The organism is Nocardia sp. N2S4-5 (assembly GCF_044628355.1).
GTDB classification, from domain to species: domain Bacteria; phylum Actinomycetota; class Actinomycetes; order Mycobacteriales; family Mycobacteriaceae; genus Nocardia; species Nocardia wallacei_B.
In genome coordinates this window covers 2,114,108-2,130,737 of the sequence record NZ_JBIUPM010000001.1, presented here as the reverse complement: position 1 = coordinate 2,130,737, position 16,630 = coordinate 2,114,108, and the positions used below count along the sequence as shown (strand labels likewise).

Here is a 16,630-nt window from a genome sequence, read left to right as displayed (position 1 = left end):
AGACTCGTCCCATTGAGAGAGTGTCTCTCACTTATAGAGTTCCTATCTTCGAGGAGGGCCCATGTTGCGGGTTGTCCAGTGGGCCACCGGTGGGGTCGGCAAGGCGGCGATTCAGGCCGTGCGCTCGCATCCCGAGCTGGAGTTGGTGGGGTGCTACGTGCATTCGGAAGCCAAGCGCGGCAAGGATGTCGGCGACCTCCTCGGGTCCGAGAAGCTGGGTGTGATCGCGACCGACGACGTCGAGGAGATCCTGGCGTTGTCCGCGGACGCGGTGGTGTACGCGCCGCTGATCCCGAATTCCGGTGAGGTGGAACGCATTCTGCGGTCGGGCAAGAATGTGGTCACGCCGGTCGGCTGGTTCTATCCGGGCGAACGCGATGCCGCCCTGGCGCGCGCCTGCCTCGACGGCGGCGTCACCCTGCACGGCATCGGCATAAACCCCGGCGGGACAACCGATGTGCATCCGCTGGTGCTCTCGGCGATGACGTCGGCGGTCACCTTCGTGCGTACCGAGGAATTCTCCGATATGCGGACCTACGACGCGCCCGACGTGCTGCGCTGGGTGATGGGCTTCGGCGGCACCCCCGAGCAGGCGCGCGAGTCCCCGATGCTCGGCCTGCTGACCGGCGGGTTCACCCAGTCGGCGCGAATGTGTGTGGACACACTGGGTTTCGCCGAGGCCACGATGCGCACGACGCACGAGATCGCGGTCGCGACGGCGCCCATCGAGTCGCCGATGGGGATCATCGAGCCGGGACAGGTCGCCGGGCAGCGCTTCCAGTGGGATGCCGTCGTGGGCGATCGGCCGGTGGTCCGGATCGCGGTCAATTGGCTGATGGGAGAGGAGCATCTGGCACCGGCCTGGGAATTCGGGCCCGAGGGGGAGCGCTACGAGATCGAGATCAAGGGCGATCCCGACACCTTCGTGGTCATCCGGGGCTGGCAACCGGCGAGCATCGCGGAAGGGCTGAAACGCAATCCCGGCATCGTGGCGACCGCGAACCACTGCGTCAATTCCGTGCCGTACGTCTGCGCGGCCGCGCCCGGCATCAAATCCGCCGTGGACCTGCCCGTCGTCGCCGGGCGCGCACATCCGGACCTGGGGCCCGCGGGTGGCTGAGTCGCTGCGCGACCGGCAGAAGGCGCTGGTCCGGCAGGAGATCCAGCGAGCCGCGCTGCGGTTGTTCGCCGAGCGCGGTTTCGACGCCGTCACGACCGAGGAGATCGCGGCGGCCGCGGGCATCGGGCACAGCACCTACTTCCGCTACGTCGCCACCAAGGAGGATCTGCTGCTCGGGACGCTGCGCAGGGCGGGCGCGGCGATTGTCGACAATCTGCGGGCGCGGCCCGCCGACGAATCGGCCGAAGACGCGCTCTGCCGGGCGAGCCTGCGGTGGAGCCGAGCCTTCCGCGCCGACGAGGAGGCACTCGGCAACTGGCGCACCGCGATTCGGGCCGCACCGCACCTGCTCGACCGCGTCGCCCTGATCGGACCCGACGACCGGGCGCGGCTGGTCGACCTCCTCGCCGACCGGATGGGTGCGCGGTCGGCCGACGACATCCGGCCCGGCCTGCTCGTCCACACGATAATGGCCGCCGCCGAATTCGCCTTCCTGCGCTGGCTCGAGCACGACGACCCGCGCGGTCCCACGCTGCACCGGCTCACCGAGCAGGCCTTCGAGGGGACCCGCACCCAATGCTGGAAGGAGCCGCGCCGCGGATGAGTACCGGGCATGAGTAATCCGGCGGACGCGGCCCGCGCCCGCCCGCTCCTACGCTGAGCCGATCACCCGCCGGCACGAGGAGACAGGAACCGCTCATGCCCTACATCCACATCACCCGCAGTCCCGGCGTCGGACTGCGGGAGTACCGGACCGTGCACCAGGCGCTCGGTCCCGAGCCGATCGCCGGGAACCTGCTCAGCATCGTCGGCGAGAGCGACGGCGCGCTGCACGTGGTCGACCTGTGGGAATCCGCCGCGGCCGCAGATCGTTTCGCGGCCGAGCGGCTGTTCCCGGCATTCGCCCGGACCGGCATCCGGCCCGGCCCGGGGGAGACCGTGACCGCTTTCGACGCGGAGGTCGTCATCGAGCACCGACGCGGGTAGCGTCTAGCGTCGGCGAGACGGAGGTGACCGGTGCCGGCGGCGTTGATCGGGCGCGAACGCGAACTCGCCGACCTGCTGGGCCGGTTGGAGCCGGCGCTCGGCGGGTCGGCGCAGCTGGTCGTGTGCGCGGGCGAAGCGGGCATCGGAAAGACCAGGCTGGCAGCGGAACTCGCCGAGCGGGCGCGCGTGCGGGGTGTGCGCTCGCTGTGGGCGCGGGCCTCCGAGCTGCCGGATGTGCCGCCGTTCTGGCTGTGGCGGCAACTCGTCGACATCGACGACCTCGACACCGGCGACCAGATCTCGGGCCGGGTGGCGCTGTTCGATCGTTTCGCCGATCGGCTCGACCCGTCCGGCGCCGGCGTGCTGCTCGTCGTCGACGACATCCACTGGGCCGACGAACCCTCGCTGCTGGCGCTGCTGCACGTGGTGCGACACCTGCGCGATCGCCCGATCATGGTGTGCGCCACCGCCCGTGACACGCCCATCGATGCCGCGCCCGGCTGGCGGTCGATCGAACCGAAACTGCTGAGCGAGCCGAATGCCCGCCTGCTCACCCTGACCGGGCTGTCGCCCCGGGACTCGGCGGCGTGCCTGCGCGGCGCGGCCGACCGCCCGATCCCCGACTCGCTCGCGGCCCAGGCACACGCGATGACCTCCGGAAATCCTTTCTATCTGCGGGAATTGGGTCGTTCGCTGGGCACCGCGGTCACCGCCGAGCTGGTGGTGCCCGCCACGCTGCGTGCGGTGGTCGACGGCCGGATGGCGATGCTGTCGCCCCGCGCGCGCGAACTGCTGCGCGCGGCGTCGATACTGGGCGGCGAATTCGCGATCGCGGTGGCCGCCCGGCTGGTGGATCGCCCCGCCTCGGACTGCTTGGCCGCCGTCGACGAGGCCGTGAGCGCGGGGCTGCTCGAACTCGCCGCCGCGGCGGGCGCCGTGCGGTTCGGGCACTCCCTGGTGCGGGCGGCGCTGCAGGACGGAATGCCACTGCGGCAGCGAATCCTGTTGCACACCAAGGCCGCCCACGCGATCGAGGAACTGTATCCCGAGGCGCCGGCGGCGCATGCCGCCGCCCTGGCCCGCCATTACGCGCAGGCGGCGGTGGTCGGGCAGCGCGAGCCGGCGGTGCGGTGGGCGCGACGGGCCGCGGAGACCGCGCTGCGCGAGTCGGCGTTCGAGGAGGCCGTACGGCTCTACGGCCTGGCTCTGGACAACGCCGCCGACCTGGGCCCGGCCGAGCGCGGCCGACTCCGGCTGGCCCGAGCGGACGCGCTGCTGCGCGCGGGCGACCGCACGGCGGCGCGGGCCGACTGTCTCGCCGCTGCCGCTCTCGCGCGGCGGTCGGGAGACGCCGGGCTGCTGGCCGAGAGCGCGCTGGTGCTCGAACCGGTCGGAGATCTGGTGTGGGACCGTGACATTCACGAAGAGTGTGCCGAGGCGCTGGCCGCACCGGGCCTGTCCGACGGGCTGCGGGCGCGACTGCTGGCCCGCTCGACGGAGGCCGCGCTGTACCTGGGCCGCCTCGACGGCATCGAGCAGAGCAGCGCGCGGGCGCTGGAACTGGCCGAGCGGGCCGCCGAACCGCACATCGTGGTCGCCGCGCTGCGAGCCCGCCAATTGGCCTGCACCGCACCGGAACACCGACAGACGCGCGCCGAACTGGCGGCTACCATGATCGCGACCGGAGCCCGGACGCACAGCCCGGCCACCGAGATGTGGGGCCGGCTCTGGGCCATCGACAGCCTGTTCGAGCACGGGCGGCTCGGCGCGGTGGCCGCGGAGCTTTCGCGGCTACGCTGGTGTGTCGAGCGCACCGGCGGACCGGTCCCGAAATGGCACCTGCTGGTCGCCGAGGCCGCTCGCGCCCAGGCGGTCGGAGAATTCCACGAGTCGTTGCGGCTGGCCGGGCTGGCGCGGGAGATCGCCGAGGGACTGTCGATGCCCGCCGGATTCGGCGCCTACCGGTCGCTGCTGACCATGGTGGGCCACCACGTCGGCCATTTTCCGGAGACCCTGGTGCTGCCGCCCGCCCACACTCGCGGCGAGGTGCGTAACCGGCTGTTCTCCGGGCTGGGCACCGCGATGCCGCTGGCCGAATCGGGGCGCCGGGACGAAGCGGCGGCCGTGTACCGCGGCCTCGGGCCGCCCGCGCAGTGGGACGTCCCACCGTATTTCGCCACCATCGTGCTCGCGACGGGCGCCATGATCGCGACCCGGGTCGGGGCGATCGAGGATGTGCGCTATTTCGCCGATCGGCTCGCCGAGCGCCGCGGTGAGCACGTGTCGGGCAGCGGCGGAACCGCCCACTACCATGGACCGGCCGTGCTGTGGCTGGGGAAATGCTCTGCGGCACTGGGTGATTCGAAGGCGGCGCGGACGCAGTTGGCCGAGGCGGCGGCCGTCTGTGACGACGTCGGGGCGGCGGGATTCGCCGTCGAGGCCCGTTGCGAACTGGCGGAGGTGCTGCTCGCCGACGGTGACCTGGACGGGGCCGCGGCGTCGGCGAAGTCCGCGCTGCCGAATGCGCGAGCGCTGGGGATGCGGCCGTGGGTGGAGCGGCTCGAGCGGGTCACGGGCGCCACGGACACGCGCGGCGTGCTGTCGCCGCGCGAACGGGAGGTCGCCGACCTGGTGGCCGAGGGGCTGAGCAACCGCGAGATCGCCGCCGCGCTGGTGCTTTCCGAGCGCACCGCGCAGAACCACGTGCAGCACATCCTCACCAAACTCGGCTTCGCCAAGCGTGCTCAGATCGCTGCCTGGGTGCAGCGCACCCGCACCTGAGTAACGCCGATGAGTAGTTCGGCGGATTCGGCGGTCACCGGTCGCCCGATACCGTGATCTCGTCGGCCGAACTTGTCGAACTCGCAGTGCGACAACACATTCGGTGCTCGGCCGGAATCCGATCTGCCGAAAGGAACTACCATGTCGCTCGTTTCTCGCGCCCGGACGCCGTTCGTCACCGCCGCGCTCGCGGTGGGCACGGCCGCCGCCGTCACGCTCCTGCCCGCCGCCACCGCCTCGGCGTATCCCGGGTACGCCTGCCCGGGTGGGACGTTCTGCGGCTGGGACGGCCCGAACGGAACCGGTCCCATGATCGTGCAGGTGGAGTCGGACTGCGCGCTGTACGACATCGGCAACGGCGGTGTCGGCGACCGGCTGACCTCGTACTGGAATCGCACGGGCGGATCCGTCGGGATCTACAACTGGACCGGCCAGGAGTGGCAGTTGCTCGCCGCCACCGCGGACAACGATCGCGGCACGTTGCCGCCCGAGGCCGACAACCTCGCCGACGCGGTGTGGGTCTGCCGCTGAGGCCGATCTCGGGGCGGCCCTACCCAAAGTAGAACGTGTTCCTATAACGTCGGGCGTGTGCAGAAAGAACAACGCCCCGCCGTGGCCGACTGGTTCACTGCGGACGACGGCACGGTGCGCCTGCAGGGAAGCCGCTGTACCGCCTGCGGCACGCCGTACTTCCCGCGGAACACGCTCGCCTGCCGCAACCCGCAGTGCACGGCCCCGAAAGACGGCTCCGAGCTGGCCGAGTATTTGTTTTCCACGCGCGGCCGGATCTGGTCCTACGCGGACGCACGCTACAAACCACCCCCGCCGTACATCTCGCCCGATCCGTTCGAGCCGTACATCGTCGCGGCGGTGGAACTCGAGGTCGAGCAGATGGTGATCCTCGGGCAGGTCGTGCGCGGTCTCACCGTGGACGACCTGTCCGTCGGCATGCCGGTCGAACTGACCGTCGGCGTGCTGTACGAGGACGAGGACGCGGAGCACACCGTGTGGATGTGGAGGCCGGTCGATGCCTGACACGAACGAGCGCGATATCGCCGTCCTCGGTGCGGGCATGCACCAGTGGGGCAAATGGGGCCGCAATTTCGTCGAATACGGACTGGTCGCGGCGCGTGCGGCGCTGGCCGACGCGGGGGTGGACCATCGCGACGTCGGCTATATCGCCGGCGCGGACACGATCCGCAACGGCTATCCGGGTTTCGTCTCGGGCGCGACGTTCGCCCAGGCGCTGGGCTGGTCCGGTGCGCGGATCTCGAGCAGTTACGCCGCCTGCGCCTCCGGCGCCCAGGCCATTGCCAACGCGCGCGCCCAGATTCTGGCCGGGCTGACCGATGTGGCGCTGGTGATCGGCGCGGACGCCGCGCCGAAGGGCTTCTTCCAGCCGGTCGGCGGGGAACGCCGCGATGATCCGGACTGGTTGCGGTTCCATCTGCTCGGCGCGACCAATCCGATCTATTTCGCGCTGTACGCCCGCCGCCGGATGGCGCTGCACGGGGCCACGCTGGACGATTTCGCCGCGGTCAAGGTGAAGAACGCCAGGCACGGACTGAACAACCCGTATGCCCGGTATCGCAAGGAGGTGTCGGCCGCGGAGGTCGCCGCGTCGGCGGTGGTCTCGGATCCGTTGCGGCTGCTGGACATCTGCGCGACCAGTGACGGCGGCGCGGCCCTGGTGCTGACGTCGATGGAGTACGCGCGCCGGCACGGCACCGTCGATCCCGTTCGTATCCGGGCGCTGTCGACGGTCACGCCGACCTTCCCGAAGACGGTGCTCGATCTGCCGGATTTCGCGACCGACTCCGCCGTGGCCGTCGAGGCGCCGTCGCGCACGTTCCGCTCCGCCATCGCGCACGCCGCGTACGAGGAGGCCGGGCTCGGACCCGCCGATCTGTCCTTCGCGGAGGTCTACGATCTGTCCACCGCGCTCGAACTGGACTGGTACGAGGACATCGGGCTCTGCGAGACCGGCGGCGCAGAGGCGCTGTTGCGCAGCGGCGCAACGACATTGGGTGGCCGCGTGCCGGTGAATCCGAGCGGCGGGCTGGCCTGCTTCGGTGAGGCGATCCCCGCACAGGCGATCGCCCAGGTCTGCGAGCTGACGTGGCAGTTGCGGGGTCAGGCCGAGGGCCGTCAGGTGGATGACCCGCTCGCCGGAATCGCGGTGAACCAGGGCCTGTTCGGGCACGGCTCGGCGATCATCGCCACGCGCTGACCCGGTCCGACGCGGGCGGGGCACGGATCCGGCCGCAAGCCTGAACTCGCGGTTGCCGTCTCGCGCCACGGCGCGCGGTAGCCGGTCCCGGGCCGCCCGCATTGGTAGAGTCGGGACGCTGATCGGTCGGCAATACATGAGGAGACTTAGGGATGGCTGAGGTCGTGGTCGCCGAGGTTCGGTCGGATAGCCAGCCCCGCTCCGGGCAGAAGGGCCGATCGAGCGTGAACTTCTCGCTCGCCGAGGTGCCCGACGGGGCGCGAGAACTGGTGTGGCGGACCGAACCCGACACCGCGGCGATCAGATTCAGTGTGCTGGCGGATGTCCGGGCGAATTACGACCAGCCCGTCCTGTCGAACATCGTCTCCGGGTCGCGGACGCCCATTCCGCGTGAGCGGCAGTCGTTGTCGCGCCGCGGTTTCTACATCGCCCACCCGTCCGGCGCGCCGGAAACCGGCTTCGTCGTGCGGGTCTACGCCCTGCTGCCCTGATCCAGCGGTTCGACGCGCGCCAATGTCCGTGCGCTGCCGTCGACTTCGAGTTGCACGTGCAGTGCCGAGTCATCGCGCCAGGCGCGAATCGAGACATCGTCACCGGCCATCACGGCGCCGGCGTGCTCGACGATCACCCGGTGCGCCACCGCGCCGATGCCGGGGAACCGCGCCAGCGCCTCCTCGACCGCTTCCCAGTGCACGGCATTGTTGACGTGCCCGTAGCGGTCGACATCGGTGACGCGCAACGGAAACGGCCACACCTCGGCGTCGACGCCGGTCTCTTCGCGCAGCGCGGCGCGCCACCGCAACCGGTGCTCGGTGGTCGCCGCGAGCATCGGCGCCATGAAGCGGTCGCTCATCCGGGCCGGACGCGCGCCCTCGATGTCCACGTGAATGAGGAACATCTCGGCCTCGATCAGCCCGCCGTTCTCGCTGCGCACTTGAATCCGCATGTTGCACCAGCGATTCGACAACGCCGACGGCCACCGGCGCAGGTGCACGTGGTCGCCGAACTCGATCGGCCGCAGCACGTCGATCACGGTGCGGCGCACGATCCAACCCGGATGCAGATCACCCTCCTCGACCACCTGCAGATGGTCGTATCCGATGTCCTGGAGATACCGAGCCACCGCATCGAGCCGCAGCCGCTCGTCGCCATCGGTGTCGCCCAGCCGTACCGGCCACTGTTCGTGGAAGGCCCGGCTCTCGTCCGGGCACGGCGGCAGCGGAAACGCGATCTGTGCCGAACGGTCGGCGGTGCTGACGGCGCCCATGCACGCTCCTTTCGCGGGTTCCGCGCGAGCGTACCCATCGGACCCCGCGGCGACACGATCCGACACGGTGCGGGACCGGACAGCCGCCGGGTTGTCGGTGGTCGTGGTTAGGCTGCGGTCATGGTGAGATCCGATACGGCGGTACGCCGCTTGCTGCGTGAGATGGGGAAGTTGCTGCAGCCGTACGGGTTCGAAGGCGCCGAGCCGAGGTGGGTGCGGATCGAGCCCGGCGGCGTCGCGACGGTGGGCCGTACCAGGGTCTCGCGGACGTGGACCGGCGGGCGGCAGGTGATCGCGTTCGGGCTGGAGTCGAGCGCGACGCCGATCGCGTGGTGGGAGTTCTGCGCTTGGCGCAACGCGCGGCTCGGGTTGCCGTCCGTCCCGCTCGCGGAGGCGAGCGGTCCCGGCCTGCTCGGCGCGGAGACGTTGCCGGCGGAGCTGACCACGATGTGGTCGCTGCGACTGGACGCGGACCAACCGGGTCAGCATGTGCTGCAAGCCGATATCGAGGCCGTCCGCGCCGAACTGCCGCGTCGGGTCCACGCCTACGCGCGCCGGGCACTGCGGCTGCTGGAGCCGGAGAGCTATCTCGACGAGTTGTCGGCCCGGCCCGTCGCGGGCAGCCGGTACCGGGAGGCGATGGTCGTCCTGCTCGCCGAGCGGGGTCCCGGCGCGCGACTGGACGCCGAATGCGAGGAACTGCGCGGGTGTTTCACGGAGGCAGACGCCCGGGCCTACGCGGAGGAGGTCATCGGTTACGCCCGCGCCCGCGCCCGCGCGGCGTTACACAACGACGCCGTACCGGCGGGGTGATGCGTTCGAGGACTGGCGATTTCGCCGATACAGCGCGGAATCCCGGCCGATACCGTGGTCACGGTGATGCAACCACAGCATTCCGGCATCGGGAATCCGCCGTCGTTCCGGTCGCTCCGCGGGCTGGCGTACGCGATCCTCGCCGCCGTCACGGTGGTCCTGGTCTTCCGTCTCGTCGAGTGGGGTATCCACGTGCGCAACTACCTGTTGCACGTGGATTTCGAGAACGGTGAGCTGGAGCGCGCGCAGTACCTGACCGATCTGGAAGCCTCCCGGTCCTGGCTCGGCATCACTACCGTGGCGGTGCTCGCTCAAGCGGTCGCCGGTGTGCTGTTCGTCGTGTGGTTGTATCGGGCGCGGAGCAACGCCGACGTGCTCTCGCCCGCGCGGCACCGGCTGCCGCGGGTGTGGGCGGTGCTCGGTTTCCTCCCGTTCTTGAACCTCGTGTTACCGCCGATCGTGCTCGACGACGTGCAACGCGCCGTGTACCCGGAGACGCCCGCCGCGCCGGTGCGGCCGCGCGGCAACGCGACCACGGCCTTGGTCACGCTCTGGTGGCTGTCGTTCGTCGTCGGTTCGTTGCTGCTGGCCATCCTGTCCCTGGCGATGTCGTTGGTCGGCACCGAACCCGCCGACGCGGGGCGCATCGGCGGCGCCGTACTGGTCTTCCTCGCCGGTACCGTCCTCATCGGCGCGGCCGCCGTCCTGCTGGCCGTGCTGCTGCGGCGAGTGGAGCGCTGGGAGACCGCCCGCGCTTCCGCGGCCTAGCGGTGAGTTGCGTAGCGGCGGTCGGCACATCGGAAAACGTACGAAACGGACATTCGGCGGGACGCGTATCGCGAAGCATGCCGTGGCGGCACCCCGGACGTTAGGGTTGTCGGCATGTCAGCGGGGTATTCCGGCACGGCCGAGAGCGCTGAGCGGGCGGATGATTTCATCGGACGTGAGCGGGAACTGGACGCACTCGTCGCATTACTCGTGCGCGGCACCCGCCTGGTGACACTGATCGGACCGGGCGGCATCGGCAAGACCAGGCTGGCGGCCCAGGCGTGCCGACGGCTGGAACAGTCGCGGCGCATCGGCGTGCACTGGTGCCGCCTGGCGCGGCTGCCCACGGGTAGTCCGGTGGCGGTCGTCGAGGAGGAGATCGCCAGATCCGTTGTGTCGGCGGACTATTCGGGCCGCTCCGCGTGGGAGGCGTCGGTCAGCACGCTGTCGGGCGCGGCGGCCCGGCCGGTCCTGGTGGTGGACAACTGCGAGCATGTGCTGGCGAGCGCCGGCGCGGTGATCGCGCGGCTGCTCGAGGCGGTCCCGGCGTTGTGCGTGGTGGCGACCAGTCGCGAGGCCGTCGGCTGGGTGGACGAGTACCGGTTCACGGTGCCGCCGCTGTCGCCGGAGCAGGCGCTGGCCCTGTTCCGTCACCGCGCCGAGATGACCGGGCACCCGGTCGTCGGGGCCGACCAGGCGGCCGTCGCCGCCCGGATCTGCCGCCACATGGACGGGCACCCGCTGTTCGTGCGCCTGGCCGCCGGATGCCTGGTCCGCCGGCCGCTCGCGACGATCCTCCAGCAGCTGGGGGACGACCCCGAGACCGACCGCCGACTGGACTGGCCGCCGGGTCCGGCGCTCGGCGGCGAGCCGCGGCACCGCACCATCGGCGAGGTCATCGGCTGGTCCTACGGCTTGTGCGGGGAGCAGGAGAAGCTTCTCTTCGATCGGCTGTCGGTGTTCGCCGGCGGCTACGACACCGGCCCGCCCGCCGCGGCCGCCGGACCCGCCGCGGTCGGCGCCGAGCTGGAGGCGATCCAGGCCATCTGCGCGGATCCCGACGACGCGCCTCGGGACGAGCGGAAACCCCTCGCCCGCAACGAGATCGAGCCGCTGCTCGAACGCCTGGCGGAGCAGTCACTGGTGACCCGGCACATCAGCACCACCGCCGTGCGGTACTCGCTGTCGGAGAATCTGCGGGTCTTCGCCCGGCAGCGACTGAGCGAGCGGACCGCGGACGGCACGGACGAGTCGACGCGACCGGCCGCCCGGCACCGCGACTACTACCGCGACAAGGTGCTGTCCGCGGCGGCCGGATGCTTCGGCCCGGCCGAACGTGACCTGATGGCCTGGGCATCCGGCTCGTGGAACGACATCGTGACCGCGCTCGAACGAAGTCTCGCCGCGGGCGACGGCGCCCACGGTCTGGAGATCTGCGTCGGGCTGCTGACGCTGCGGCTGCCGTTCGTCCAGGGCTCGCTGCGCGAGATGCGGGCGTGGACCGAACGCGCGCTCGCGGTCACCGGCAACGCGGCGCCGGACGAACTGCGGATCACCGCTCGTGCGCTGTTGATCTGGATCGTGCTGTGCCAGGGCGAGATTCGCGACGCCGAGGCCATGCTCGACGAGTGTGTCCGGGCCTGCGCGCCCGGCCTCGGGCCCGACTGGCGGCAGGATCCCCGGACGGACGCGGGATTGCCCCCGGCCGTCGATTTCGCGTGGGGCGTGGAACTCATGCTGGCCCGCAGGGATCCGGTGGCCGTCACCGTCCTCGAACGCGCCCGCGACAAATTCGATCGGGCCGGGAACGTCTCCGGATCGATTCCCAGCGAACAGTTCGCGGCGCTCGCGGCGGCGCTGCTCGGCCCGCCGGAGCAGGCGCGGCAGCTGGCCCGGCGCTATCTGGACCGGACGACCGCCGCGGGCATGTCGTGGACCCGGTCGTGGGCGCAGCTGACCTGGTCCATCGCGTTGACCAGGCTGGGCAAACCGGGCGAGGCGCTGGCCGTGCAGCGCGCGGTGCTGCAGGCCCTGACGCCGTCGCGCGAGCAGTGGGGCGCGTTGTGGGCGGTCGAATTCCGGACCTGGTCGCTGGCCCGACTGCTCGTCGATCCGCCGCCGGGCCCGGCGGGTGAGCGGCGCACACCGGCCGCGCTGGCGACCGAGATCGCGCTGCTGGCGGGCGGCACCCGGCGCCTGCGCGACCGGCTGGGCGTCGACATCGAGCAGCTGGGCCCCTTCGCCGATTTCAGTCGCGAGGCGGTGCGCGCGGCCGAAAAGGTGCTCGGCACAAGGGCTTTCGGAGCGGCCGTGTCCCGCGGAGCGGAACTGCGGCCCGAGTCGAGCGAGGTGCAGCGGCTGGCGATGGGCACCCTCAGCCTCGCCGAGCGGCCCGGCCCGACCGGGCGCGGCGAGGATCCCTCGCCGCGCTGGCGCGCGCTCACGGCCGCCGAACAGGAGGTCGCCGCCCTGGCCGCCGCCGGCTGGACGAACGCGGAAATCGCCGCGCGCCGCGGACGTTCGCGCCGGACCGTCGACGCACAGGTGGCGGCGATCCTGCAGAAGCTCCAGATCACCTCGCGCTCCGCCATCACCCGCTTCGTGCCGGCCTCCTATGCGGGTCCTGAGGCTTCCGGCGGGCCGACGGCGGTGCACCGCTAGCCGGGATACCGATCGCGGCACCGATGCCGAAACCCCTACCTAGGTAATCATCCTGGGCTCGGCGGCCACCCGCGGTGGGCGGCCGTGTCGGCCGGGTGGTGAGCCAGTGGGAGGCGTGAGCGCGGTGGTGTGCTGTGTGGTGCTCGGTGGTCTGATGCTGTTCGGCCCGCGGATGATGTGGCTGTGGCGGTCGCTGCGACGGCGGGACGGCATGGTCGCGCGCCCGGCCGCGCCCGGTGAGATCGCCACGTCCCGGCATCTGGTGCTGTCCACCGAACCGGAGTGGGCTCGATGACCGCGGCGACCGATTCCGTTCCGGCGGTACGGATGCGGGGCCCGATGACGGCGCGCTGGTTCGCCCGGACGGCGGCCGTCGTGCTCGTGGTCTGGGTGGTCGCGGCGGCCGGGCCTGTGCTCGCCGGGCTGCCGCTGCCGTGGCGGGCCTTCGGCGCCGGATTGATCGTTCCCGGCGCCGGTCTCATCGTGGCGGTGCCGCCCCTGCACCACCACTTCGACACGGCCATGGTCGTCGGTCACGCGGTGATCGTCGCCGCCGAGGCGGCCGTCCTCGGCTGGGCGTTGCGCAGATTCCGCCTCGGCGTGGTGCTGGCGAGCTCGGCCGTACTGGCCGCGCTGGTCACCGGGGTTCTGGTCGCCCCGGCAGCGGTGGTGCTGACCGGCCATATCGCGGGGTTCGCCGGTGTCCTCATCGCGTCCGGCTGGGCCTACGCGTTCCGCTGTATCGCCCGCTCGGACTATGTGACGCTGCCGGTCATCGTGCTCGTCGCGGCGGCGGCCGGTGCGGGCCTGGCGGCGTACCACGGCGCGATGCCCGGACCGTTCACGTGGTTCTCCTGGGTCGCGCTCGGCGTGGCGGTGGCCGGCGCCGGGATCGCGATGACACGCGATCTGTTCCGGCACCGTGCCGCGGTGCGACTCGGCGCCGAGCGTGCCCGATATCTCACCGAGCGGCGGGCGGCGGCGCGGACGAATCCCGTTCCGCTGCAACGCTCCACCGCGTCCCCGCCGGTGACCGAGGCGACCGCCGACCAGCTCGCGCTGCTACGCCATCTGTTGCGCGTCGCCCTGCGGCCGCCCGGCGACTGGACCGGATTCGACGGCGAGGGCCCGGGTCCGTTGCAGCAGTACCGATATCAGGTCAACGCGCTCGGCTGGGCGCTGTCGATGTACGCCTACTCGCACACCCCCGCGCTGCGTGGCCCGGTGCACGCCGCGCAGACGATGCTGCTCGACCGGCTCCAGGATCCCGCGGTCTGGCAGTACTGGTATTGGGAGAACCTGCTGGGCAACTGGGACTTCCGCAAGCGCCGGACGGACCCGATCGACGTACGGCAGAACATCATGTTCACCGGATACCTGAACCTGCAACTCGGCATGTTCGAACAGGCGACCGGCGACGCCCGCTTCCGCGCGCCGGGCGCGCTCGAATTCCATTCGCTGCTGGGACAATCCGCGATCTACGACCACGACGCGATCAACGCGATCGTGGTCCGCAATTTCGACAGCGACCTGTGCCTGTGGCCGTGCGAACCGCTGCCGATCGGGCGGTCGCGGACCCGGGGCCTGGTGTTCCCCTACTGCAACGCGGTGAGTGCCGCGGGCGTCGCGGTCACCGACGCGCTGCGCGGCACCGGCGCGGCCGCCGAGATCACGCCGCGACTGCGGCACGCGCTGGAAACCGAATTCACCGCCGCCGACGGCGATCTGGTGACCTTCCTCGCGTCCGGGCTGGGCCTCACCGCGCGCGGCTTCCGCGGTCCGACGACCACGGCGGGCATCGTCGCCTTCCTGGCGCCGCTGTTGCCGGAGACCGCGTGGCGCGCGTGGGAAGTCCTGCGCCGCGAGTGGCTCGAAACCGGGCAGTACCTGCTGCCCGGGACGGGTGGCTCCGAATCGCCCACCGCGGCGGATTGGGGTTCGCAGGCGGCGACCAACGCCGAACCGCTGGCGGCCGCCATGCTGCTCGCGCAGGAATGCGGTGCGCGGGAGTGGCATTCGTCGCTGTGGCGCGCGGCGGTCGAGCAACTGGAGTTCGGTGAGCACGGGAACCGCACGAGCGCACGAGGTTTCACCGGGGCGTCGGTGCACGCCAACGGCATGCTGGGACTGGGCAGCCTGGGACGGCCGTGCGCGCTCACCGACATGATGTCGCGGCCGCGCCCGGCTGCCTGGGAGCACGGCCCGCGCATCGCCGAACTGCCGCACCCGGATGTGTTGGTGGCCAGGGCAGTCGGGGACGGCGCCGGTCTGGACGCCGTCTTCCGGGCGGGCGTGGCGCCCGGCCGTTACGCCGTGGTGCTGGACCGGCTCCGGCCCGCACATACCTATCACGCGCACGGCGCCACCGACGCCGTCGTTCATGCCGACGCCCGCGGCACCGCCCGCATCACCATCGACCTGCACGACCGCACCGTGATCGAACTGAGGCCCGCATGACCAGCTCACCGATCGATACCGACGGCCCCCGGGTGGCCCTGTACGCGCCGGAATTCGCGACCGAACCGCACCGCGCCTACCGGCGGATGCGGGAGCGCTACGGCTCGATGGTGCCCGTCGAGCTCGCTCCGGGAGTGCCCGCGACGTTGGTGATCGGCTACCGGACCGCGGTGCGCATCCTGCACGATCCCGACCACTTCCCCGCCGACCCGCGCGGCTGGCAGCAGCACATCCCCGCGGAGTGCCCGGTGAAGCCCATGCTGGAGTGGCGGCCCAACGCGATCCGCTCGGCCGGCGCCGAACACGCGCGGTACCGGGAGGCCAATGTCGCGGCGATCACCGCGGTCGACCTGCACGGCCTGCACAGCATCGTGGAGCGGATCGCCGTGCCGCTGATCAACGGCTTCTGCGAGACCGGGTCGGCCGACCTGATCGCCCAGTACGCGACCCCGCTCGCGTTCGAAGCCATCAACGCAATGCTCGGCTGCCCGCCGGACATCGGTCGCCGCGTCGCCGCGGGAATCATGGCGATGTTCGAGGGAAGCGATGCGGCGCAAGGCAATTCGATGCTCATCGAGGCGCTGATGGAGCTGGTCGCGCAGAAGCACGCCGACGCCGGTGACGACATCACGACGAGGCTGCTGCAGCATCCGGCCGGGTTGAGCGATGAGGAGGTCGTCGAGCAACTGGTCCCGCTCTACGGCGCCGGAGTCGAGCCGGTGCTGAACCTGATCACGAACACCATGCTGTCGGTGCTCACCAGTGACGGATTCGCCGGTAACGTCCTCGGCGGCAGCCTGCAGACGCGAGACGCGTTGGACGAGGTGCTCTTTCGCGATCCGCCCATGGCGAATTTCTGCATGAGCTATCCGCGGCATCCGATCCTGATCGACGATGTCTGGTTACCGGCCCACCAGCCGGTGGTGATCAGCATCGCGGCCTGCAACAACGATCCGATTGTCAGCGCGGGCGACCACACCGGCAACCGGTCACATCTGGCGTGGGGCGCTGGGCCGCACGCCTGTCCCGCCCAGCAGGCCGCCTACCTGATCGCGCAGGACGGGGTGGACCAGCTCATCGATGCCCTGCCGGACATGACCTTGGCCGTCCGCCCCGAGGCCCTGACCTGGCGCCCCGGCCCGTTCCACCGTGCCCTGACCGCGCTGCCGGTCACCTTCCCGCCCTCGCCCCCGTTCCCCGTCGAATAACCACGGCCCCGCGGAATCACCCGCCCGTCTACGCGATGTACCGATGACCGGGAGATACTGAAGCAATCAGACTGGTAAGGCCCGGTATGCCCTGCTGGGCGGTATGCGGCACAAGCGAACGCCAAGATTTCCGCAAGGACCGGCGGTGAAGGTTGGCGAGCGTCGCCGCGGCGCTCACTGTCCCTGCTACCGGAACGGGTCCCCATCGTTGGCAATATCGACTTGCGCCGGCACCGGCGCGGCGAAATCGTCATGTCGACGGCATGTGTGCTGGTGACGAACAGATCGAGGCTATCCAGGGGAATGTCCATGAACTTCGCGTGGAGTGTGCGGCACGC

The 16,630-nt window shown here is 71.1% G+C and carries 15 protein-coding genes; 14 read left to right on the top strand and 1 reads right to left on the bottom strand.

The window, feature by feature from the left end:
- Positions 1-61 precede the first annotated feature (61 nt).
- From ACFMRZ_RS09310 to ACFMRZ_RS09275, 8 genes are all read left to right on the top strand, one after another.
- A complete protein-coding gene (locus tag ACFMRZ_RS09310) occupies positions 62-1,120 on the top strand; it encodes a dihydrodipicolinate reductase (RefSeq protein ID WP_400178742.1) in 1,059 nt (352 codons plus the stop codon).
- Positions 1,113-1,724: a TetR family transcriptional regulator gene (locus ACFMRZ_RS09305; RefSeq protein WP_400178741.1), complete on the top strand. Its 612-nt coding sequence runs from the start codon at positions 1,113-1,115 to the stop codon at positions 1,722-1,724. Before ACFMRZ_RS09310 ends, ACFMRZ_RS09305 begins: the two co-directional genes overlap by 8 nt.
- 95 nt (positions 1,725-1,819) lie before the next feature.
- Complete coding sequence (locus ACFMRZ_RS09300) at positions 1,820-2,107, top strand: hypothetical protein (protein ID WP_280276357.1); 288 nt, start codon at positions 1,820-1,822, stop codon at positions 2,105-2,107.
- 30 nt (positions 2,108-2,137) lie between these two features.
- Complete coding sequence (locus ACFMRZ_RS09295) at positions 2,138-4,888, top strand: helix-turn-helix transcriptional regulator (protein ID WP_400178740.1); 2,751 nt, start codon at positions 2,138-2,140, stop codon at positions 4,886-4,888.
- 141 nt (positions 4,889-5,029) lie between these two features.
- Positions 5,030-5,419, top strand: a complete 390-nt coding sequence (locus ACFMRZ_RS09290) for a peptidase inhibitor family I36 protein (protein ID WP_280367613.1) — start codon at positions 5,030-5,032, stop codon at positions 5,417-5,419.
- Positions 5,420-5,500: 81 nt separating this feature from the next.
- A complete protein-coding gene (locus ACFMRZ_RS09285) occupies positions 5,501-5,923 on the top strand; it encodes a Zn-ribbon domain-containing OB-fold protein (RefSeq protein ID WP_400182811.1) in 423 nt (140 codons plus the stop codon).
- Positions 5,916-7,118, top strand: a complete 1,203-nt coding sequence (locus ACFMRZ_RS09280) for a lipid-transfer protein (RefSeq protein WP_400178739.1) — start codon at positions 5,916-5,918, stop codon at positions 7,116-7,118. Before ACFMRZ_RS09285 ends, ACFMRZ_RS09280 begins: the two co-directional genes overlap by 8 nt.
- Before the next feature lie 152 nt (positions 7,119-7,270).
- The gene (locus tag ACFMRZ_RS09275) at positions 7,271-7,609 is read left to right on the top strand and encodes a hypothetical protein (RefSeq protein WP_280276349.1); all 339 of its coding nucleotides are present in this window, start codon (positions 7,271-7,273) and stop codon (positions 7,607-7,609) included.
- Here ACFMRZ_RS09275 and ACFMRZ_RS09270 read toward each other — a convergent pair.
- Complete coding sequence (locus ACFMRZ_RS09270) at positions 7,591-8,385, bottom strand: acyl-[acyl-carrier-protein] thioesterase (RefSeq protein WP_400178738.1); 795 nt, start codon at positions 8,383-8,385, stop codon at positions 7,591-7,593. The genes ACFMRZ_RS09275 and ACFMRZ_RS09270 overlap by 19 nt on opposite strands.
- A gap of 120 nt (positions 8,386-8,505) precedes the next feature.
- On the opposite strand from ACFMRZ_RS09270, the gene ACFMRZ_RS09265 reads away from it, so the two are divergent.
- The 6 genes from ACFMRZ_RS09265 (at position 8,506) to ACFMRZ_RS09240 (ending at position 16,292) form a co-directional block, all read left to right on the top strand.
- Positions 8,506-9,198 carry a hypothetical protein gene (locus ACFMRZ_RS09265; protein WP_400178737.1) on the top strand — a complete coding sequence of 231 codons (693 nt, stop codon included), beginning with the start codon at positions 8,506-8,508 and terminating at the stop codon, positions 9,196-9,198.
- A 66-nt stretch (positions 9,199-9,264) separates the two neighbouring features.
- Complete coding sequence (locus ACFMRZ_RS09260; RefSeq protein WP_400182810.1) at positions 9,265-9,966, top strand: DUF4328 domain-containing protein; 702 nt, start codon at positions 9,265-9,267, stop codon at positions 9,964-9,966.
- A gap of 114 nt (positions 9,967-10,080) precedes the next feature.
- Positions 10,081-12,627, top strand: coding sequence for an ATP-binding protein (locus ACFMRZ_RS09255; RefSeq protein ID WP_400178736.1), 2,547 nt, complete (start codon positions 10,081-10,083; stop codon positions 12,625-12,627).
- 106 nt (positions 12,628-12,733) lie between these two features.
- The gene (locus tag ACFMRZ_RS09250) at positions 12,734-12,922 is read left to right on the top strand and encodes a hypothetical protein (RefSeq protein ID WP_400178735.1); all 189 of its coding nucleotides are present in this window, start codon (positions 12,734-12,736) and stop codon (positions 12,920-12,922) included.
- A complete protein-coding gene (locus tag ACFMRZ_RS09245) occupies positions 12,919-15,084 on the top strand; it encodes a hypothetical protein (protein WP_400178734.1) in 2,166 nt (721 codons plus the stop codon). Before ACFMRZ_RS09250 ends, ACFMRZ_RS09245 begins: the two co-directional genes overlap by 4 nt.
- Positions 15,081-16,292 (top strand): cytochrome P450, encoded by a 1,212-nt coding sequence (locus ACFMRZ_RS09240; RefSeq protein ID WP_400178733.1) that lies wholly within the window; start codon positions 15,081-15,083, stop codon positions 16,290-16,292. Before ACFMRZ_RS09245 ends, ACFMRZ_RS09240 begins: the two co-directional genes overlap by 4 nt.
- The last annotated feature ends 338 nt before the right edge of the window (positions 16,293-16,630 follow it).